Here is a 20,177-nt window from a genome sequence, read left to right as displayed (position 1 = left end):
TCCTTCAGATTATAAAAAAAGGGGCGCAAAGCCCCTAAAAAATTTAAGAAATTTCGTTATAGCATCTCTCACAGATAGTCTTGTGGTCTTCAAACTTACCAACAGTTTCAGATTTTATCCAGCATCTTTCGCATTTTTCATTATTTGATGCCTCTACAGCAATTTTAAGTTTTCTGTTTTCAGGGATAAATCCCTCTTCAACCTCTTCAAATTTCTTCAACACAACTTCTGAAACAATGAATATCTTTTCTATCCCCTCATCAGCTTTAAGAATAGAGAGTATATCATCACTTGCTCCAATTGTTACTTTGGCATCAAGTGGATGGCCAATAACCTTTTCAACTCTTTTTAGTTCGAGAGCTTTATTTACATCTTTTTTTATTTCGTAAATTGTTTCCCATTTTTTATAAAGTTTATCATCAAATATTGATTCATCTACGGGAGCAAAATGTTCAGTAAAAACATACCTTGATTTACCTTTAAATTCCGGCAAATATTCCCAGACTTCATCGGCAGTAAAAGAAAGAATAGGTGACATTAGCACGCAAAGCTCTTTCAGTATGACAAAGTTTACTGTTTGAGCAGACCTTCTAAAATTTGAATCTTTTTTATAACAGTATAGTCTGTCTTTAATTATATCGTGATAAAACGCAGATAAGTCATTAATGCAAAAGTTGTTAAGCGTATGATAAAAAATATGGAACTGGTATTTATCAAAGGCTTCATATACTTTACTCTTAACTTTTTGCCATTTCATTAACATATATTTGTCTATATCAAGCAAGTTTTCAAAATCTACCATATCGGTATCAGGATTAAAGTCAGAAATATTGCCAAGGATATACTTTGAAGAGTTTCTAATTTTTCTATATGATTCTACAAGTCTTGTGATAATGTTTTGAGATATCCTGACGTCTTCAGTATAATCTTCTGCAGCTACCCAAAGTCTCAAAATTTCCGCACCATATTTCTTGATTATTTCCTCAGGTGTGACAACGTTTCCAAGCGATTTTGACATTTTTTTACCGCTACCATCAACCACAAAACCATGGGTTAGTACTTCTGAATATGGTGCTTTTCCTCGTGTCCCGACACTTTCTAAAATGGTGCTGTGAAACCATCCTCTGTGCTGATCACTTCCTTCAAGATACATATTGGCAGGCCAGCCCAACTCTTCTCTTGTTTCACATACCGCAGCGTGACTGACGCCAGAGTCAAACCAAACATCCAAAATATCAGTTTCTTTTCTTATTTTTTCTGAGTCACAGTGTGGGCATTTAAAGTCTTTACCCAAGAAGTATTCATTGTCATGGTCAAACCATGCGTCTGCACCTTGCTTTAGAAATGCATTGTAAACTTTATCCATTATTTCATCATTGATAATAATTTCGCCACACTCCTGACACAAAAATACCGCTATCGGTACACCCCATGTTCTTTGTCTTGAAATACACCAGTCAGGTCTATTTTCAATCATAGCCGTAATTCTGTTTTCACCCCAGGCTGGAATCCATTTAATCTTTTTAATCTCTTCCAAAGTCTTGTCTCTTAAATTATTTTGTTCCATCGAAATAAACCATTGTGGCGTAGCTCTGAAAACAACTGGATTTTTACATCTCCAACAGTGAGGGTAAGAGTGGTCAACTTTTCCAGAGTTTAAAAGGGTACCATTTTCATCCATATAAGCAATTATTTTATCATTTGCTTTTACTATATGTTCTCCGGCAAATATCTCTGTATCTTTTTTGAAAAAACCATTGTCATCAACAGGGTTTAAGATTTCCAAACCATATTTCAAGCCTACTTCGTAGTCTTCCTGACCATGACCAGGTGCAGTGTGAACAATTCCTGTACCCTGTTCAAGAGTTACATGGTCACCAAGTATCATTAATGAATCTCTGTCATAAAACGGGTGTTTGGCGGTTTTTCTTTCGAAATCAGAGCCGCTAAAGCTTTTAACTTTTTCGTAAGAGCTGATGCTGAAAATTTCTGTTAATTTTTCAAGCAGTTCGTTTGCAACTATTATATGTTCTCCTTTTGAGAGATTTTTATTTTCTGTATCGTTAATCTTTATAAGCGAGTATTTGTACTCCGGATTAAATGCAAGCCCCAGGTTTGCAGGCAATGTCCATGGTGTAGTTGTCCATATTACTACACTTGTGTTTTCGGGTATACCTAACTCTTTTGCAGTATTTGTTCTTACAGGAAATTTTACGTAGATTGAGTTTGATGTATGATTGTCGTACTCTACTTCAGCTTCAGCCAACGCAGTCACGCAACTTGTACACCAATAAACAGGCTTTAGTCCTTTATAGACCCCTTTATTCTTAAAAAACTTATATAATTCTTTTAGTGTAACAGCTTCATATACATAATCCATTGTGATATAAGGATTTTCCCAGTCACCAAGGACTCCGAGCCTTTTGAATTCGTCCCTTTGTATATCAATAAATTTTTCAGCGTATTTTCTGCACTCTTTCCTTATCTGGGATTTTTCCATTTCATATTTCTTTTTGCCGAGCATTTTATCTACCTGATGCTCAATCGGTAAACCATGACAATCCCAGCCAGGCACATAAGGGGTGTAGTAACCTTGGAGTGTTTTTACTTTAATAATAAAATCTTTCAAAATTTTATTCAGTGCGTGACCAATATGTATGTGGCCGTTTGCGTAAGGGGGGCCGTCGTGAAGTATGTATTTTTTATTTTTATCTCTTGATTCGACGATTTTTTGGTAAAGTTTATCGTTTTCCCACTTTTTAATCCTTTCGGGCTCACTGTTGCTAAGGTTTGCTTTCATAGGAAAATCGGTCTTAGGCAGATTTAAGGTGTCTTTATACTCCATTTTACCCTCTTAAAATTTTATTTGAGGGTGATTTTTAGCACTAAAACCTTAATTTATCAAGAGAAATGAGGATTATTTTTTAAAAATACAGGTTATGTTTACTATCTGTTCTTTAAATAATAGTAATTAAGTACAATAATCATTAAAAATGCCAATATAATCCGCATACCAATAATTATGAAACCGTTTGCACCAACAGCTACGAAAAGTAGTGTGTCTTCAAATACTGCATGACATACACTTAAAAATAATGAAGTCAGGACTATCTCTTTTTGAGTCATATTTCCGGATATGGCGTTTTTTATCAAAATGCCAGCTCCGTATGCTATCCCCAATACTAATCCCACAACCATTGTTATCGAAGCATTTGAGTCTATTCCAAGTTTGTAAAACGGTTTGTTCAGTACTTTTTGAGATAATTTATATAGCCTTGAGTTTTCGTAGAATTCGTAAATCACCATTAATGTTACAATTATAAGTGTAAGTTTCAGACACAACATAAAAGCATTTTTTAACGGCTCAATTAAATTTATATCCATAACACGTTTACTATAAATGCAGCAAAAAAGGCCATCAAGAATCTAACTGACAATACAGGTAAAGCCTTTATCCCTGTTCTTGTAAGTATTACGGTTTCAATGATGAGATTGTGAGCAATCCCTAAAAATAATCCCATAATTGTAATCTGCTTTGCATTTAAATCAAGCGGGCCTATTGCCGCAATGGCAGCATATAGATTAAGCGTCATACCGGAGATAATTGCAATGGATGCTTCGCCCGGAAGTCCGATTAGTTTCATCACCGGTGAAAAAAAAGAACCTATTTTATCAAGTATTTCAAGTTGCTTAAGAAGATCAACGGCTATGTAAAAAGGGAATGTAAATATCACAATTTTTTTGCTGATTTTAATTCCGTTGTTGAAACCTTTTGATATATGCTCTAATATTAACATGGAAAAAAGCTTATAGTTAAAAATATTTTTTTGTAAAGATTAATATTGTAAATTATTGTTAAATTAAAGAGGATAATATGCTGATATATGGAAAAAATGCTTTAATTGAAGCGTTAAAGGCAAAAATAAAAATAAATGAAATAATAATCAGGGAAGGTACATCAAATATACGAGAAATAAATCTTGGAAAAGTTAAAGTCAATGTAATGAAAAAGGATGAGTTTGATGTTAAGTTTCCCGAAAAAAATCAAGGTGTTGTTGCTGATATCGATTTTTTGGTATATGACTTTTATGATGTTTTGGAAAGTTTGAGGAATGAATCTTGCATCGGAGTCTTGGATCATATACAGGATCCCCATAATTTCGGAGCAATTTTAAGAGCAGGCCACTGTTTTGGCGTAAGATATTTTATAATTGCAAAGGATAACCAGTGCAAAATTACACCCACTGTTTTTAAGACAAGTGCCGGCAGCTTGATATATTCAAAGATTATTGAGGTTACAAATATAGCCAAAACTCTTGATGAACTGAAAAAAATAGGTTTTTTTGTGTATGCTGCCGATGTGAACACGAATGTAGATATTTATCAAATAAAAAATGATGGTAAAAAAGCAATTGTTATCGGCTCTGAAGGCAAAGGGGTGCGTCCAAATGTGCTAAAGAGAGCTGATGTGATATTCAAGATACCAATGAAATCTGAAATCGATTCTCTAAACGCTTCTCAAAGTGCTGCTATTATTTTTTATGAGCTGAGTAAATAAATATGGAAAAAGAATTGTCTGACAAAGCGCAACTTATTGCCAAAAAATACAAATACAAAGAATTGATTCTCAAAAAGAAAGTTAAATTAAAGACTTCGATGGTAAAAAAACTTGTTGGTCCTGACTGTGCTTATCACCTTTACAGTTTCTTAAAAAATGGTGAAAATTAAACTTCAAGTGAAATTAAAAAAAACAATAACAGTTATTTTTATGTAACTTATTTGTTGTTGTATAGATTGTGTTTAATTTAAATTCCTAATTTAAAAGAAAAAAATCTATTGACGATAAAATAATGTTATAGTATATTTGCATACTGTATACAGAATACAATTTTACTAAACATGACAAGGATTTTGATGTGGCACAGGAAATTTACTATTATGATGCAAAGCCTTTAAGGGAAATAATAGCTGACAGAATCAGGTCAGATATAATTAAAGGTGTTTATACTGATGGAGAGAGACTTGTAGAGCCTAAACTCGCTGAGACTCTTGGAATAAGCAGGACTCCAATCAGGGAAGCGTTAAGGCAGCTTGAAAGTGAAGGTTTTATTGAGATTGTTCCACGACGTGGAGCTGTTGTCAAAAGAATAACCTTGAAAGATTTGGACGATCTTTATGCAATCAAAGCTAATCTTGAGGGACTTGCGGCAAGTCAGGCAACATTGAATATGGGGACGGAGGAGATTGAAAAGCTAAAAAAAATAAATGAAAAATTTTTCAGTTTGTCAAATAGCAGTAAAAATATAGTGGAAGAGTATTTGTCATATAATGTTGATTTTCATAATGTTTTTATTCTTGCCAGTAAAAATAATAAGTTGATTGAAATACTCGAAGGTTTATCAAAGAATTTTCAAAGATTTAAAGGTATTCTTGTGGCTAAGGCGGACAGGTCAAGAGATGCCTATGTCGAACATTTAAAAATTATTGAAGCTTTTGAGAAAAAAGATTCAGTACTGGCTGAAAACACTGTCAGAGAGCACATCAACAGCAGCTGGAGATATTTAAGAAAATTCATAAATAAAGAGGATAATGGCTTATGAAAGACATATCTATCGACAATACAACATTGAGTGAAAAGATTGCTGAAACAATTAGAGGATATATTCTAAATGGTACTTTGAAAGCAGGTGACAGGCTCACAGAGCCAAAGCTTTCAGAAATGCTTGGCATAAGCAGGACTCCCATAAGAGAGGCACTGAGACTGCTTGAAATGGAAGGCTTTGTGGAAATTTTTCCAAGGCGCGGGGCAGTAGTTTCGGTAGTAACGGACAAGGATGTGGATGACATATTTGTTTTGAAGATGAAGCTTGAGTCTCTTGCTGCAAAGCTTGCAATAAAAAATCTTAGTTTTGAAGATATTGCCAAATTGAAAGATATTAATGACAAAATGGAAAAATATTCATTGACACGAAATGTTGCCAATCTTATCAAGCTTAATTCAGAGTTTCACAATCTATTTATAAGCAAATGCAATAATTCAAGACTGGTAAGGTTTCTTGAGAGCCTGCTCAGACAGTTTAAACGAGCTACCGCATATTCTTTTACTGAGACAGGGAGGATTTCTAAAGTTATTGAAGAACATAAAGAGATTATTGAGGCCTTTGAAGAGAGGGATGCAGACAGAGTAGAAAAATTGGTCGAAAAACATATTAAAAATGGTTGGAACTTTATTCTAAACAAAGTTTCAGGCAAGGTCGTTTAGTAATTTTTAATAATTTTGTTCCTAAACCTTATTGATTGAATTTGGAGCAAAAAATCAATGACACTTTCCTTATTTTGTGCTAAGTTTTAAGAAAAACTCGAGGTATGCAGATGAAAATAAAGGTTTATGTTAAACTTAAAGAGACGGTATTGGACCCTCAGGGTGAAGCTATATTGCAGTCAGCAAAGAGAAACGGCTATGATTTTATTGATAGCGTTAGGGTTGGAAAAATCTTTGAGCTTGAGGTTTCCAAGACAGAAAACCTTAATGAAAAGATTGATGAAATCTCAAAAAAGATGCTTGCAAACCCAATTATTGAAGAATACAGCATTGAAGTAGGTGAATAATTATGAAAGCAGGGGTAGTTGTTTTTCCCGGTTCAAATTGTGACCATGACTGCTATCACGTTTTGAAGCATGTTTTGGAAGTGGACACTGTATTTTTGTGGCACAAAGAGAGAGATTTAAAAGGGGTTGATTTTATAGTATTGCCGGGTGGATTTTCTTATGGAGATTATTTAAGATGCGGGGCTATTGCAAGTCATTCAGAGATTATTGATTCTGTGGTTGAGTTTGCAGAGAAAGGTGGCCTTGTGCTTGGTATTTGCAACGGTTTCCAGGTGCTTACTGAAACCAGGTTATTGCCGGGAGCACTTTTAAGAAACAGGGATCTTAAATTTATATGTAAAAACGTAAATCTTGTTGTGAGCAATGTAAACACACCTTTTACAAGATTTTATACGCCGGGAGAGATTATTAAAATACCCATTGCCCATATGGACGGTAATTATTTTATAGATGAGAAAGGTCTTAATGAACTGATTGAAAACGAACAGGTAGTTTTCAGATATTGCAGCGAAACCGGGGAGACTTTCGATGATGCAAATCCAAACGGCTCTGTGGATAATATTGCCGGAATTGTCAATAAAAAAGGGAATGTACTTGGAATGATGCCCCATCCTGAAAGGTGTGCAGAGGAGATTTTGGGCAATATGGATGGATTTCATATATTCAACTCCGTCAAGAAGTATCTTAAAGGTGGAATATGAGCGTATATAATTCTTTTAATTACCCAGATGTTGATGAAAAAATTGCAAAAGAGATGGGACTGAAAACTGAGGAATATGAACTTGCCAAAAAAATTCTTGGCAGGAATCCAAATTATATAGAAATCGGAATTATTTCTTCGATGTGGAGCGAGCATTGTAGTTATAAAAGCAGTAAAATTCACCTCAAAAAGCTTCCTACCCAAGGAAAATGTGTTGTTCAGGGGCCGGGAGAGAATGCAGGGATTATTGAAATTGATGGTGATATCTGTGCCTGCTTCAAGGTAGAAAGCCACAACCACCCTTCTTACATAGAGCCGTATCAGGGTGCCGCTACGGGTGTTGGAGGAATCTTAAGAGATGTGTTTACCATGGGCGCAAGGCCTGTTGCAGCAATGAACTCTCTCAGGTTTGGGACACTGGATAATGACGAAACAATAAAAATCATGGATGGCGTTGTTGCCGGTATTGCTGGTTATGGAAACTGTTTTGGGGTGCCTACGGTAGGTGGAGAAGTTTTCTTTGACGAATGTTATCAAAAAAATCCTCTGGTAAATGCCTTTGCATTGGGTATTGTGAAGAAAGATAAAATATTTCTGGCAAAGGCTGAAGGGGTGGGCAATCCGATAATTTATGTGGGTGCTAAGACGGGACGAGATGGTATCCACGGTGCCACGATGGCAAGTGAAGAATTTAGTGCCGATTCTGAAAGCAAAAGGCCAAACGTACAGATTGGCGACCCATTTAAAGAAAAGCTCCTTCTTGAAGCGTGTCTTGAGCTTATGAAAAACGAGTATATAATCGGCATTCAAGATATGGGTGCAGCAGGGCTTACAAGCTCATCTTTTGAAATGGCATCCAAATCGGGCTCAGGGGTAAAGCTTTACCTTGACAAAGTCCCTGTAAGGGAAAAGGGGATGACACCTTACGAAATAATGCTTTCTGAGTCTCAAGAAAGAATGCTGATGGTTGCCAAAAAAGGGTTTGAAGAAAAAGTAATCGAAATTTTTAAAAAGTGGGATCTTGATGTTGCAATAATTGGTGAGGTTACAGACGATGGCTTTGTAAGATTATTCTGGAATGGCGAGGAAGTGGCCTTTTTACCTGCTGATCCTCTTTCAAACAATGCCCCTGTTTACGACAGACCATATAAAAAACCTGAATATATTGAAGATTTAAGAAGCTTTTCTCCGTTAAAGCTGAAAAAGATTGATGATCTTAACACCTGCCTTTTCAACCTTCTAAATAGTCAAAACATTGCTTCCAAAAGGTGGGTTTTTGAACAATACGATTATATGGTCAGAACAAATACTGTTGTGATACCAGGCTCGGATGCAGCAGTAATCAGAATCAAGGAATCAAGAAAAGGGATAGCGCTTTCAAGCGATTGCAATCCAAGATATTGTTATGTAAATCCTAAGAAAGGTGGAAGCCTTGCAGTTGTAGAGGCTGCAAGAAATGTTGCAATGAGCGGTGCAAAACCGCTTGCCATTACAAATTGTCTTAATTTTGGTAATCCTGAAAAGCCTGAGATAATGTGGCAATTTGTAGAAGCTCTTGAAGGTATGAAGGAAGCCTGTCTTGCCCTTGATACACCTGTGGTAAGCGGAAACGTAAGTTTTTACAATGAAACAGAAGGTAAAGGTGTATATCCTACCCCAACAATTGTAATGGTAGGTGCTATTGATGATGTGAAAAATACGCTGAAATCTTCTTTTAAAAGTTTCAATAGCCACATTATTGTGGTTGGCAAGGATAAATATGAAATTGGCGCAAGCGAATACCTGAAAGTTTGTCATAATTTGGTAGCAGGTGATGCTCCGGAAGTAGAACTCGATGCTGAGAAAAAACTTATAGATTTTATGGTTGATGCTTCCGGAAGGAAATTGCTAAATTCTGCTCACGATATCTCCGAAGGTGGCTTTGCCGTCGCACTGGCTGAGATGACTTTTGAGAATGAAATAGGTTGTGAGGTTAGTTTCAATGAGGATGTGAGAGATGACTTTTTGCTATTTTCTGAAAGTCAGGCAAGGGCAATCATTGAGGTAAGCTCTCTTAATCTTGAGAAAGTAGAAGAACTTCTTAAGAAATATGGGCTTTTTTACATGATTGCAGGAAAAACGGTTGGTAATTTTATTTCCATTAGGAATAAAGGCCGAAAGATAATAGATGTAAATATTCTTGCTGCCAAGTATATTTATGAAAATGCTATAAAAGGTAAGATGCAATGATTTTTGATAAATTTAAAGAAGAATGTGGTGTGGCCGGCGTCTACGGAGATAGCGAGGCGGCAAACCTTGTTTATCTTTGCCTATACGCTCTTCAGCATAGAGGTCAGGAAGGAGCAGGTATTGCTGCCCTAAAACATGGGCAAATTCATGCCGAAAAAGGGCTTGGCCTTGTAAATGATATTTTTTCTGAAGATAAGTTGATGAAACTTCAGGGTGATGTGGCAATAGGGCATAACAGATATTCCACTTCCGGTGCCAATCTTCTTAAAAACACCCAGCCCATTGTAGCTGAGATTAATAAAGGGCAGGTGGCACTTGCACATAATGGAAATATTGTAAATGCTTATAAGATAAGAGAAAGGCTTGTAAAGAATGGTGCTATTTTTACTTCTACCTCAGACAGTGAAATAATAATTCACCTGATTGCAAAAAGTGAAATGAAGACCCTTGAAGATGCCATAATTGATTCTCTTAAACAGCTAAAAGGTGCCTATTCGATAATTTTTATGACCAAAAACCATATGATTGGCATAAGAGACCCTCTTGGAATAAGGCCTCTAATTCTTGGCAAAAAAAGAACTGGCTATGTTTTGGTAAGTGAAACCTGTGCACTTGATTTGATAGAGGCAGAGTTTATCCGTGAGATAGAGCCAGGGGAAATGATAATAATAGGTGAAGATGGAATCAAGAGTCTTAAACCTTTTGAGGAAATTGTTCCAAAACCATGTATTTTTGAATTTATTTATTTTGCCAGACCTGATTCTATGATATTCAGTCAGTATGTTTATGATATCAGAAAAAAAATGGGTGCAAAGCTTGCGGAGGAAAATCCTATTGACGCAGATATTGTTGTCCCTGTCCCGGACTCAGGGATTGTTGCCACTTTAGGTTATTCTGAAAAAAGCGGAATTCCTTTTGAGCTTGGCCTTATTAGAAATCATTATGTAGGCAGGACATTTATAGAGCCTGCTCAGTCTATCAGACATTTTGGGGTAAAAATTAAATTAAATCCGGTAAAGTCAGTTATAAACGGAAAAAGGGTAGTGGTTGTTGATGATTCAATAGTTAGAGGGACAACCAGCAGAAAGATTGTAAAAATGTTAAGAGAGGCCGGAGCAAAAGAGGTGCATTTTAGAGTGTCTTCTCCGCCGACAAAATTCCCTTGTTTTTATGGTATAGACACACCTACAAGAAAAGAGCTAATTGCCTCAACACACGACCTGGACGAAATTAGAAAATATATAACTGCAGACAGTCTTGGTTATCTCAGTCTGCAGGGGCTTTGCAGTTGCGTTGAGGGGATGAGTTATTGCGATGCTTGTTTCAGCGGCGATTATCCTACTATGCATCTTGAAACCGATGAGTATAATCCCAAGGAAAAATAAGCAAGGAGGGACAAAATGGAAGAAAAAAACAAGATAAGACTTTTCGGTACGAGTATGGACTTTGTATCAGGTTGAAGCCCTTCATATTTTCCTGCAGGTTGCGGGATTAAGACCGACCCATACTTTGAACTTGCAAATGAATTGGATGCACTTTTATCCAAAAAGCTTGGTGTGAATAATTTTGATATTCACTATGTGGATATCTCTTCACCGGAAGTGTTGGATTATATCGATGATGTTAATACTATTGTTGAAAATAGACTCCCCCTGCCTTATGTCACACTTAATGGCAAACCTCTTTGCTGGGGGGATGAGGAAGCAGAAAAGATATACAGTAAAATTATAGATAAACTAAATGTGACACCATGAGCGGCCTCTGGTCGCTTTTTTTATTTATTTATAAGTATTTCAGCTATTTTATCTTTTAGAATTTTTAAATTAAATGGCTTTTGAATAAAATTTGTGCTTTCATTGAGATTTCCATATTGATAAGCAACATCTTTTGCATGCCCGGATGCAACGCCAAAGCCTGTAACCTTTGCCTCCCTTTTTGGTAGTAAAAAATGGTTCAAAAATCTTTTTTATGTTTTTTTTTCAATCCCTTTTCCATTGTCTTTGAAGCCAAGCATTCGGTAGAAATGATTATCTTTCCATCACATTCTATCGCATCTCTTGCATTTGTGCAAAAATTGAGCAAAATCTGATCAATCTGTACAGGGTTGGCAAAGATGTTTTCAATATTACTACCAGGTATAAATTCTATCTTTCGACTGCCTTATTCCATATTGAGATTTTGCCAATATTGTCAATGCAGATTATGGCATCTCTTACGAAAGTCAAGAACAAGTTCAAGCATTTTTTTTGCTCATAACTTCTTATATTACTGTTTGAATTTTATTACAAATGTTTTTTTTTAATAATCTTAAGCAAGTTATATGATTTTTGTTGATTATTTTGTTTTGATAAGTTAACTAATAGAAAAAAACAAATGGTGTAGTTTATGAATTATTCAAATATTTTTCAGGTATTTCTATATTCTTATGAAAAAAATAAAAGTAAGACAGCTTTTATTTACAGGATAGGGGAGAAAAAAGTAGAAATAACCTATCAGAAGCTTTTTGAAGATGTATTGATTTTGTCAAAAGCTTTTATGGAAAAAGGGGTGAAAAAGGGAACTAAGGTGTTATTGCTATCTGACAACAGATATGCATGGATTGTAAGTGATTTTGCTTTAATAAGTCTTGGTGCTATTAGTGTGCCCAGAGGCAGTGATACCCCGACTAAAGAACTTGATTTTATTGTAAAACACTCTGAAGTAAGATATGCAATAATAGAAACTGAAAATTTATTTAGCCAGCATAGTGAGATTTTTGAACGTATAAAATTAAAAAATATTTTTGTTATAGAAGGCCAAAGCCTTCACAAAACCTTCAGCAATATTTATTCTTACAATGAGATTCTTAAAAAGAGAGAGTACACTGATGACGATCTAAATGAGTTTTTATCAAGAAGAAATATTACGAATATGGAAGATCCATTTACTTTGATATATACTTCAGGTACCACCGGAGTGCCTAAAGGGGTAATTCTTACCAATAAGAATTTTCTTGCCAATCTTAAAGTTATCCCGGGTATTGTAGGGCTTAGAGAAGATGACAGTTTTGTGTCAATACTTCCTGCATGGCATATTTTTGAAAGGGTTGTGGAGCATGTTGCAGTTGCAAATGGGTGTTCGACCCTTTATAGCTCAGTTAAAACATTTGCTTCTGATCTGGAAGAATTCAGACCGACGGTTGTGGCCACAGTACCGAGGGTATGGGAATCCCTTTATACAAGGATAAACTCTGTTCTTGCAAAACAATCCAAATTAAAACATAAAATTTTTAACATACTGATAAAAGTTGCTGCCCAATACAATAAAAATATGAGGATACTAAAAGATAAACTGCCTAAATTAAAAAAAGAATTTTTTCCCGGAAATGTATTTAAAAAGTCTATTGCAATGATAAAATTGGCATTTCTCTTTGTGCCAAACCTTCTTGCAAGAAAAAAGTTTAAGGCTGTTCAGGAAAAATTTGGTGGCAGGCTGAGACTTGCTGTAAGCGGCGGCGGGAGTTTGCCAGCTTACCTTGACGAATGGATTGATGCACTCGGTATAAGGATAGTAAACGCTTACGGAATGACGGAAAGTGCTCCGGGGATTGCGGGCAGAGGTTTGGATTGTGATATTTTTGGTACACTTGGCAAACCTTTGCCAAACACTATTGTAAAGATTGTAGATGAAAATGGTAATGAGTTGCCACCTGGTGTCCAGGGTGAAATCCTTGTAAAAGGTCCGCAGGTAATGCCAGGCTATTATAAAAACGAAGAGGAGAATAAAAAATCTTTTACAGAAGATGGTTTTTTCAAAACAGGTGATCTGGGGATGCTTACTATAACGGGTGAGCTTATAATTACAGGACGTTCTAAGGAGATAATTGTACTTTCAAGCGGTGAAAATATCGACCCTTCGAGGATTGAGTCGGAGATTTCCCAATTGCCATTTGTAAAGGATGCCGTGCTTGTTGGTCAGGACAAAAAAGGGCTTGGGGCGTTAATTGTCCCGGATGTTGAAAGTATGAAGGAGTTTCTTGAGAAGAAATATAATAAAATGAGTGAATCAATAAAAAGCTTGAATGATAAAGAGATAATAGAGAAGATTAAAAGTGAATTCAACAAACTTCTTCATTCTAAAAAGGGGTTTAAGCCATATGAAAAAATTCATAATATTTTCTTTCTGGATAAAGAATTTAAATTGGGCGAAGAGCTTACCAACACATTAAAGAAAAAAAGGCACTATATTGAAAAGAAATACAGAGAAATAATAGACAAACTTTTTCATTGATGAAGAAAAATGTTTGAACTTTTATTAAAACTCTGAATCAAAATATCAGTTACTTAGGAGGACAAATTGACTGACGTACAGATAATTGAGAAGATTCTTTCAGGCAAGACAGAGCTTTTTGAGCTTCTTGTGGTTAAATATCAACAGCAGTTATTTTCTACTCTGATAAATATAACTAAAGATTACAACCTGGCGGAAGAGTTTGTCCAGGAGGCCTTTGTAAAGGCTTTTGAAAAATTGGATATGCTTAAAAACAAAGAACATTTTTATGCATGGATAAAGAGGATAGCCATAAATAATGCCCTTATGTATTTTGATAGAAATAAGCGGGTTGTGGATATGGAAAAAGAGGATGATGAAAGTTCCGACTCATTTTTTGAAAGGCTTTCAGATTATTCAAATCCCGAAGAGGAGCTTCTTACAGAGGAGATGAAAAGGTATGTAAGAAAGTTTGTAGATGCACTGCCCGATAAACTCAGGACAGTTATTTTACTTCGTGAAGTTGAAGATTATTCATATGAAGAGATAGCTGAAATGCTCAATATTCCTATTGGGACTGTACGTTCGAGGCTGTTTAACGCAAGACAATTTATAAAACAAAGACTAATAAGGCAGGGGTTGGCTGATGAAGTGTCTAAAGTATCGTAAATTAATTGCAGATTATGCAGACAATGTTCTTGCCGAATCACTTGTCAGTGAAGTCCTTGAACATATAGCTGATTGTCCTGATTGTAAAAAATTTTACCTTAACGAGCTTAAACTGAAAGATTTTGTAAAATCTTCTTATCCCGTTAACGCCTATAAAATTGATGTGACCTCTTCAGTTATGTCAAAGATAAGTGTCACTGCAAAAACCAAAAAAAGAAGATTACCTTATTTTGTAGCCGCATCAATTGTTTTTGCAATTTTAGGTATTTCGGCTTTACTTTATGAGAGTAATTTTAAAGGTAGTTATATGGCTGACAATACAAATAAAAATATTGAGACCGCTTCTGAAGAAAAGTTGAAGGAGCTTGTCCTCGAGCATCTTGACAGAAGTAATTTTAATAATGTGAATACAATTAATGTTTCAAGTGTTGTTTATGAAAAATGAGATACTTATTATTGCTTTTTCTGTTTCTGCCGCAATTTTTATTTGCTGACAGAATCTTTTTTAAAATTGCCGTAGATGATTCTCACTATTCAACTTTTGAATTTTCAGAAATAGAAAACATAAACAAAAACCTGCATTTTATATTCAGCAGGTATCAGGATCTAATTTTCGATATAAACAATGCAAAAAAAGAATTTTATAACATCCGTAAAAAACCTGACATTAAATTTAACGGTAAATCGGTAAATGTTTATGAACTTTTTTCTGTTTTGAAGGATCGTTTTAGTCAGACATTATGGCTTTCTGAAAATTTCGTTGTAAGAAAAGAGGTTTACGACTTGAAAGGAAAACTTATGTATGCCTATGGACATGCTGCAGATGTGCCGGATAAGCATAATTTTGAATTTTCGGATGAAACAAATGTGAGCCGGTCAGACTATAGCGAGCTTACATACAAGGGGTTTGATGTAAAATACATAAAGAGGTTAAAAAATGGAGCGGTTCATATCCTTTATGATGATGGAGTAAATACTTTCAGCGTTTTTATAACTGTTCCGGCAGTTATGAAAGAGCAGGTGAAAAGAATCATTTTGGGAAATTATGTTTACTCTGTAAATTATGATAATGCTACATATACAGTAGTTGGGACAATTCCTTACAATGAAATGGACAATGTAATTAAATTTATAAATAATAAGAAGTTGGATATAAAAGGAGGAAATTAGTATGAGAAAATTAGTTGGTGTATTGCTGTTGATGGTGATGTTTGTTGTGACCCAAAGCCATGCTTTTACGCCTGATTCTTTTTCAGATGTTGTGAAAAAGACCAAAAACAGTGTGGTAAACATTAGTACCACGAAAATTGTAAAGCGTAAGGCGATTCCCGATTTTTTCAATGATGATATTTTCAGAAAATTTTTTGGTGACCAGTTTAAGGAGTTTCATAATAATATCCCGAGGGAATATAAATCCAAATCGCTTGGTTCAGGTTTTGTCATTGATGCTAAAGAAGGTTATATAGTAACAAATAACCATGTTATTGATGGCGCTGATGAGATACTTATAAAATTTACTGACGACAATGAGATACCTGCTAAAGTAGTTGGTCGTGATCCCCTGACAGACCTTGCACTGTTGAAAATCGACCCGTCAAAAGAGGAGCTTCATGAAATCAAGCTTGGAGATTCTGACAAAATAGAAGTGGGTGATTGGGTAGTGGCTATCGGTAATCCATTTGGTCTTTCATGGACTGTTACTGCTGGGATAATAAGCGCAAAAGGAAGAGAGCTTGGCGAGGGACCATATGATAATTTTATGCAGACCGACGCATCAATTAATCCAGGAAACAGCGGCGGCCCTCTGGTAAACCTTGAAGGCGAAGTTATAGGTATCAACACTGCGATTATCCCCTCAGGACAAGGGCTTGGATTTGCTATACCTGTCAATATGTTAAAAGAGCTTTTGCCAAAGTTGAAGAAAGGGGAAGTAAAAAGAGGGTGGCTTGGAGTAAGTCTTCAGGAAATGGATGACAAGCTGGCCAAAACATTTGGTCTTGATAAACCACAAGGTGCTTTGGTAGCGGATGTAATTAAAGGTGACCCTGCAGACAGGGCTGGCGTAAAGGCTGGGGATATAATATTGGCTGTTGATGATAAAAAACTCGAAGATCATAAAGAGCTTATAAACATAATTGGCTCAAAATCACCTGGTGACACGGTTACATTAAAAATCTTAAGAGATGGTAAGAAGATTGATGTTAAAGTAAAGCTTGGGGAGAGAAAAAGCACAGTGACTGCTGGTAATCCTGAAATAAGAGATGATGTGCCTGTTAGTGTTCAGGATTTATCAGAAAATGAAAAAAGAAGCCTGAATTTAAACTATGGCGTTAAAGTTGTTGATGTAAAAGAGACTTCAAATGCTTATGAGGCAGGTCTTAGAAAAGGGGATATTATTGTGTGGATTAACAGGAAAGAGGTAAAAGATGCTGATGATTTTTATAAAATTTATGATTCAATAAAAGTGGATGAAGTGGTGGGTTTGAAAGTAGTTTCGTCTCAAGGCAGCAGATTTATCGCATACAATAAAGATAAGTAGCAAACAAGTGGGGCAGCACTTATAAGCTGCCCTTCATTTTCTTTTCTATAATTTCATTTCTCTCGGCTTTTTTGATTTTCAAGAAACTTCCAAGTGTCTTGTCTATTTTACCAATGTGATTGACATACCAATCTTTTAGCTCATTACACAAATCAAGTGCAAGTTTATGATTGTTTATATTCGTATAGACCTTTGATTGAAGTTCATCAATATAGTCTATGAGCTTTTTGTGTTCTGACTTATGTATTGCAATATCAGGGTAATTAAAAGCATCCATATATTTTTCTTCAGTGGCAAAATGTACTTTTGTATATAAATCAAGGAAATTTACAACACTTTCTATAGATTCGGCACCTTCACCTTCAAGGAGTGCGTTGGCAAATTTATTGATAATATTAATCAGTGTCTTATGCTGGTCATCAATAGCTTTAAAGCCTACACTTAAGTCATCTGTCCAGAAAATTTTCATAATTTCCTCACTTTAATTCAAAAATTTCTTTTTCTTTTTTGTAAATTTCCATAAAATTATTGATAAGCTCGTCTTTTTCAGCTTTTGATATTTTCAAAACCTCTTCACAATATTCAATATCAGCCTCGTTTATTACTTTGTCTATGCAGTCAGAAAGAGACTTTACAATATTATTGGCGTAAGTAAGTATGACACTGTGGTCTTTGAATTTTGATTGTAAATATTGATGGTGAAAATAGACCACGTCAATAAAAAGATGAGGCATTTTCCATGTTTTCATTGTGTATCCGCCAAGCTCGGCATGGTCAAATCCTATAAAATTTTTTTCGATTTCTGATAGAGGGATATTGTTGTTGAAAGCCGTTTCAACAAATTCACTGTACTCTGGCACGGAAGTTTTAAATATTATCTGCCCGATATCGTGCATCATTCCAAGGGTAAACACTTCAGTGGCAATTTCAGGCTTTTTCAAAAGGGCAAGAAGTCTTGAGAATATGGATACAGCTATTGAATGCTCCCATATTTTTTGAGATATAAAGTCAAAAGTTTTATTGTAAACAGATTTTAATGATATAGATATAACAAGGTTTTTCAAGTTGTTTACACCGATATAGGTGGTAGCTTGCCTTAAATCTGTAACTTCTGAAACAGGAGAGAATGCGGCAGAATTTGCAAATTTTAATATTGAGCTTGTAAGGCTTATATCTTTTGATACCAGCATTATAACTTCGGAAAAATTAAAATTAGGTTTTTCGCATATTTGTATGACTTTTGCGGCAATCTGTGGCATAGGCGGCAATGTCTTTACTTTATCAAGTATCTTTTTTTGCAAATTATCATTCATACTCCATCCTCTTACTTTTTCTTTAAAATTATACTACATCTTTTATGTAATTTTCAAATGTAAATCTTGTTAATCTCTTAAATAAAATTTATTTAATCGTCCAATATAGTTTGAATGGCTATTCATCTGCTCTTGACATTATGTCAATATTATTTAATATCTAAGTATGGAAAGAGAAGAATTGGTAAGCTCCCTAACGCATTTGTTGTATGCTGCCGTTGCCGTTTTTTTGACGGTTGTTGCCATTTTTAAAGGTGTGAGGCTTAGTAGCCCTTATCACATTGTTTCTTACTCCATATTTGGCGCTTCTATGATTTTGCTTTATCTTGCAAGTGGATTTTATCACCTGATTCCTAAAAATACAAAAGCAAAATTAATCTTGAAAAAAGTTGACCATATTATGATTTTCTTTATGATTGCAGGCACTTACACTCCGTTTTGCCTTATAACGTTAAATGGCGGATGGGGGTGGTCAATATTTGGCACGATTTGGGGGCTTGCACTTTCTGGACTTATCTTCAAACTTTTTTTTATAAATGCTCCCCGGATACTTTACACGTCAATTTATCTGATAATGGGGTGGATTGTAATTGTAGCCATATATCCAATTTATAAAAACTTAAGCGCTTCTGGATTGTTATGGCTTGTTGCAGGCGGAATTTTTTATACAGTTGGCGCCGTAATTTACGCAATTAAAAAGCCAAATCCCATTCCTGGGGTATTTGGCTTTCATGAAATTTGGCATATTTTTGTTATATTGGGGACAACAGCCCATTTTGTATCGGTTTATTTTTATACGTAATTACTGCTGTTTTTTGTCAAGCTGGTCAATATCCAAAATATCAATATTTTGAATATATTCTATGGTAGAATATTTTCTGAGTTTGTTGGCTACCAGCTCTGTTAGCCTCTCTGTAGCTTCATCGATAAAGTTAAGATATTTTTTTATAGATTCGTAGGCTTCTGGGTATTTTGTTGACATAAGCTCCTGCAAAATCGGATTAATCATCGTAAGTGCCGTAAGAGGCTGATTGAAATGGTGTGCTACCGAGCCTGCAAACTGCAACACTACCTTATCCTTTTCATACTGCATAAGTTTTTCTCTTGCATCTTTTTCCGCCAAAATTCTCTTTATCCTTGCAAGAAGCTCTGCCTCATACTTTGACTTGACTACATAGTCTTCCGCACCCAATTCAAAAGCGGTATTGACTGTCTCTTCATCGGCGCTGACAGTGAGAAATATTACAGGTATCTCCATCAAATCTTTGTCTTTTCTCAGGATGGTAAAGCATTCAAATCCGTTTTTACCAGGCATAATTATATCAAGGAGTATCAGGTCAGCCTTGTTATCTTTTAGATATTTTAGAGCATCGTCAAAATTATCAAACCCTTTAAAGTCAAATACAGTCTGCTTGGAAATATTGGCCTTTAAAGCCTCAAGGACGGTTTTGTCATCATCAATTGCCACTATTTTGTACTTATATCTCATAAATTGTCTCCGTGGATAAGGCTGTTTCTAAACCTAACAGCAGATTTCGTGATTATCTGCTCATCAAATATATCACCTAATGATATATAAATTTTAACGGTAAGGTCAATTTAATTGCGTCAGTCTTACAACTTGAAATATTTTTATCCATTTAAGGACTCCTCAAGAATATGTGAGTACTTTAATTTTTTTCCTGATAATTTTTCGCATTTGCAAAGCTTATATCTTTTTCCTTGATGATATCTACTTCTTTTGCTGCAAGAGTTATTTTTTTCTTTTCTTTTGCCAAAACAACTAAAAAATTTATTTTATCCAAACTTTCATTAAAAGTGTGCCAAGGTCAAATACTGGACATATCTTATTGTCAAAATAGTAAAAAGT

At 35.2% G+C, this 20,177-nt stretch carries 23 protein-coding genes; 15 read left to right on the top strand and 8 right to left on the bottom strand.

Going from position 1 to position 20,177, the window contains the following annotated elements; genetic code table 11:
• Positions 1-43: 43 nt before the first annotated feature.
• From ileS to ACTCAF_RS00600, 3 genes are all read right to left on the bottom strand, one after another.
• Complete coding sequence (gene ileS / locus ACTCAF_RS00610; RefSeq protein ID WP_463061361.1) at positions 44-2,845, bottom strand: isoleucine--tRNA ligase; 2,802 nt, start codon at positions 2,843-2,845, stop codon at positions 44-46.
• A 101-nt stretch (positions 2,846-2,946) separates the two neighbouring features.
• Complete coding sequence (locus tag ACTCAF_RS00605) at positions 2,947-3,384, bottom strand: nucleoside recognition domain-containing protein (protein ID WP_463061360.1); 438 nt, start codon at positions 3,382-3,384, stop codon at positions 2,947-2,949.
• Positions 3,375-3,797, bottom strand: coding sequence for a nucleoside recognition domain-containing protein (locus tag ACTCAF_RS00600; protein ID WP_463061359.1), 423 nt, complete (start codon positions 3,795-3,797; stop codon positions 3,375-3,377). The genes ACTCAF_RS00605 and ACTCAF_RS00600 overlap by 10 nt, the downstream gene beginning before the upstream one ends.
• 77 nt (positions 3,798-3,874) lie before the next feature.
• Between ACTCAF_RS00600 and rlmB the strand changes: the two genes are divergently transcribed.
• The 9 genes from rlmB (at position 3,875) to ACTCAF_RS00555 (ending at position 11,292) form a co-directional block, all read left to right on the top strand.
• Positions 3,875-4,558, top strand: a complete 684-nt coding sequence (gene rlmB / locus ACTCAF_RS00595) for a 23S rRNA (guanosine(2251)-2'-O)-methyltransferase RlmB (RefSeq protein ID WP_463061358.1) — start codon at positions 3,875-3,877, stop codon at positions 4,556-4,558.
• Between the two features lie 2 nt (positions 4,559-4,560).
• Positions 4,561-4,728: a hypothetical protein gene (locus tag ACTCAF_RS00590; protein WP_463061357.1), complete on the top strand. Its 168-nt coding sequence runs from the start codon at positions 4,561-4,563 to the stop codon at positions 4,726-4,728.
• Positions 4,729-4,916: 188 nt separating this feature from the next.
• Entirely contained in the window at positions 4,917-5,600 is a 684-nt protein-coding gene (locus ACTCAF_RS00585) for a GntR family transcriptional regulator (protein ID WP_463061356.1), read from the top strand.
• The gene (locus ACTCAF_RS00580; protein WP_463061355.1) at positions 5,597-6,262 is read left to right on the top strand and encodes a GntR family transcriptional regulator; all 666 of its coding nucleotides are present in this window, start codon (positions 5,597-5,599) and stop codon (positions 6,260-6,262) included. Before ACTCAF_RS00585 ends, ACTCAF_RS00580 begins: the two co-directional genes overlap by 4 nt.
• Positions 6,263-6,372: 110 nt before the next feature.
• On the top strand, positions 6,373-6,609 hold the full coding sequence (gene purS, locus ACTCAF_RS00575; RefSeq protein WP_463061354.1) for a phosphoribosylformylglycinamidine synthase subunit PurS: 237 nt from the start codon (positions 6,373-6,375) through the stop codon (positions 6,607-6,609).
• A 2-nt stretch (positions 6,610-6,611) separates the two neighbouring features.
• The gene (purQ, locus tag ACTCAF_RS00570; RefSeq protein WP_463061353.1) at positions 6,612-7,310 is read left to right on the top strand and encodes a phosphoribosylformylglycinamidine synthase subunit PurQ; all 699 of its coding nucleotides are present in this window, start codon (positions 6,612-6,614) and stop codon (positions 7,308-7,310) included.
• The gene (purL, locus tag ACTCAF_RS00565) at positions 7,307-9,538 is read left to right on the top strand and encodes a phosphoribosylformylglycinamidine synthase subunit PurL (RefSeq protein ID WP_463061352.1); all 2,232 of its coding nucleotides are present in this window, start codon (positions 7,307-7,309) and stop codon (positions 9,536-9,538) included. Before purQ ends, purL begins: the two co-directional genes overlap by 4 nt.
• Positions 9,535-10,923, top strand: a complete 1,389-nt coding sequence (gene purF, locus ACTCAF_RS00560; RefSeq protein ID WP_463061351.1) for an amidophosphoribosyltransferase — start codon at positions 9,535-9,537, stop codon at positions 10,921-10,923. Before purL ends, purF begins: the two co-directional genes overlap by 4 nt.
• Positions 10,924-11,028: 105 nt before the next feature.
• Positions 11,029-11,292 carry a DUF1462 family protein gene (locus tag ACTCAF_RS00555; protein WP_463061412.1) on the top strand — a complete coding sequence of 88 codons (264 nt, stop codon included), beginning with the start codon at positions 11,029-11,031 and terminating at the stop codon, positions 11,290-11,292.
• 20 nt (positions 11,293-11,312) lie between these two features.
• Here ACTCAF_RS00555 and ACTCAF_RS00550 read toward each other — a convergent pair whose 3' ends face one another.
• Entirely contained in the window at positions 11,313-11,495 is a 183-nt protein-coding gene (locus tag ACTCAF_RS00550; protein ID WP_463061350.1) for a hypothetical protein, read from the bottom strand.
• A 428-nt stretch (positions 11,496-11,923) separates the two neighbouring features.
• Between ACTCAF_RS00550 and ACTCAF_RS00545 the strand changes: the two genes are divergently transcribed.
• From ACTCAF_RS00545 to ACTCAF_RS00525, 5 genes are all read left to right on the top strand, one after another.
• Positions 11,924-13,807, top strand: a complete 1,884-nt coding sequence (locus ACTCAF_RS00545) for an AMP-dependent synthetase/ligase (protein WP_463061349.1) — start codon at positions 11,924-11,926, stop codon at positions 13,805-13,807.
• Between the two features lie 66 nt (positions 13,808-13,873).
• The gene (locus tag ACTCAF_RS00540) at positions 13,874-14,455 is read left to right on the top strand and encodes a sigma-70 family RNA polymerase sigma factor (protein WP_463061348.1); all 582 of its coding nucleotides are present in this window, start codon (positions 13,874-13,876) and stop codon (positions 14,453-14,455) included.
• Positions 14,433-14,900, top strand: coding sequence for an anti-sigma factor family protein (locus ACTCAF_RS00535; protein WP_463061347.1), 468 nt, complete (start codon positions 14,433-14,435; stop codon positions 14,898-14,900). The genes ACTCAF_RS00540 and ACTCAF_RS00535 overlap by 23 nt, the downstream gene beginning before the upstream one ends.
• Entirely contained in the window at positions 14,897-15,625 is a 729-nt protein-coding gene (locus ACTCAF_RS00530) for a hypothetical protein (RefSeq protein WP_463061346.1), read from the top strand. The genes ACTCAF_RS00535 and ACTCAF_RS00530 overlap by 4 nt, the downstream gene beginning before the upstream one ends.
• A 1-nt stretch (position 15,626) precedes the next feature.
• On the top strand, positions 15,627-16,994 hold the full coding sequence (locus ACTCAF_RS00525) for a DegQ family serine endoprotease (RefSeq protein ID WP_463061345.1): 1,368 nt from the start codon (positions 15,627-15,629) through the stop codon (positions 16,992-16,994).
• A 19-nt stretch (positions 16,995-17,013) separates the two neighbouring features.
• Here ACTCAF_RS00525 and ACTCAF_RS00520 read toward each other — a convergent pair whose 3' ends face one another.
• Positions 17,014-17,463, bottom strand: coding sequence for a bacteriohemerythrin (locus ACTCAF_RS00520; RefSeq protein ID WP_463061344.1), 450 nt, complete (start codon positions 17,461-17,463; stop codon positions 17,014-17,016).
• A 7-nt stretch (positions 17,464-17,470) separates the two neighbouring features.
• A complete protein-coding gene (locus tag ACTCAF_RS00515; protein ID WP_463061343.1) occupies positions 17,471-18,307 on the bottom strand; it encodes an HDOD domain-containing protein in 837 nt (278 codons plus the stop codon).
• Between the two features lie 166 nt (positions 18,308-18,473).
• Between ACTCAF_RS00515 and trhA the strand changes: the two genes are divergently transcribed.
• Positions 18,474-19,109 carry a PAQR family membrane homeostasis protein TrhA gene (gene trhA / locus ACTCAF_RS00510; RefSeq protein WP_463061342.1) on the top strand — a complete coding sequence of 212 codons (636 nt, stop codon included), beginning with the start codon at positions 18,474-18,476 and terminating at the stop codon, positions 19,107-19,109.
• Here trhA and ACTCAF_RS00505 read toward each other — a convergent pair whose 3' ends face one another.
• Positions 19,110-19,796 (bottom strand): response regulator, encoded by a 687-nt coding sequence (locus ACTCAF_RS00505; RefSeq protein WP_463061341.1) that lies wholly within the window; start codon positions 19,794-19,796, stop codon positions 19,110-19,112.
• A 181-nt stretch (positions 19,797-19,977) separates the two neighbouring features.
• Positions 19,978-20,112 carry a hypothetical protein gene (locus ACTCAF_RS00500; RefSeq protein WP_463061340.1) on the bottom strand — a complete coding sequence of 45 codons (135 nt, stop codon included), beginning with the start codon at positions 20,110-20,112 and terminating at the stop codon, positions 19,978-19,980.
• Between the last annotated feature and the right edge of the window lie 65 nt (positions 20,113-20,177).

Source organism: Deferrivibrio sp., assembly GCF_055117995.1.
The sequence above is the reverse complement of the archived record's forward strand: the minus strand, read 5'-3'. Positions and strand labels throughout refer to the sequence as shown.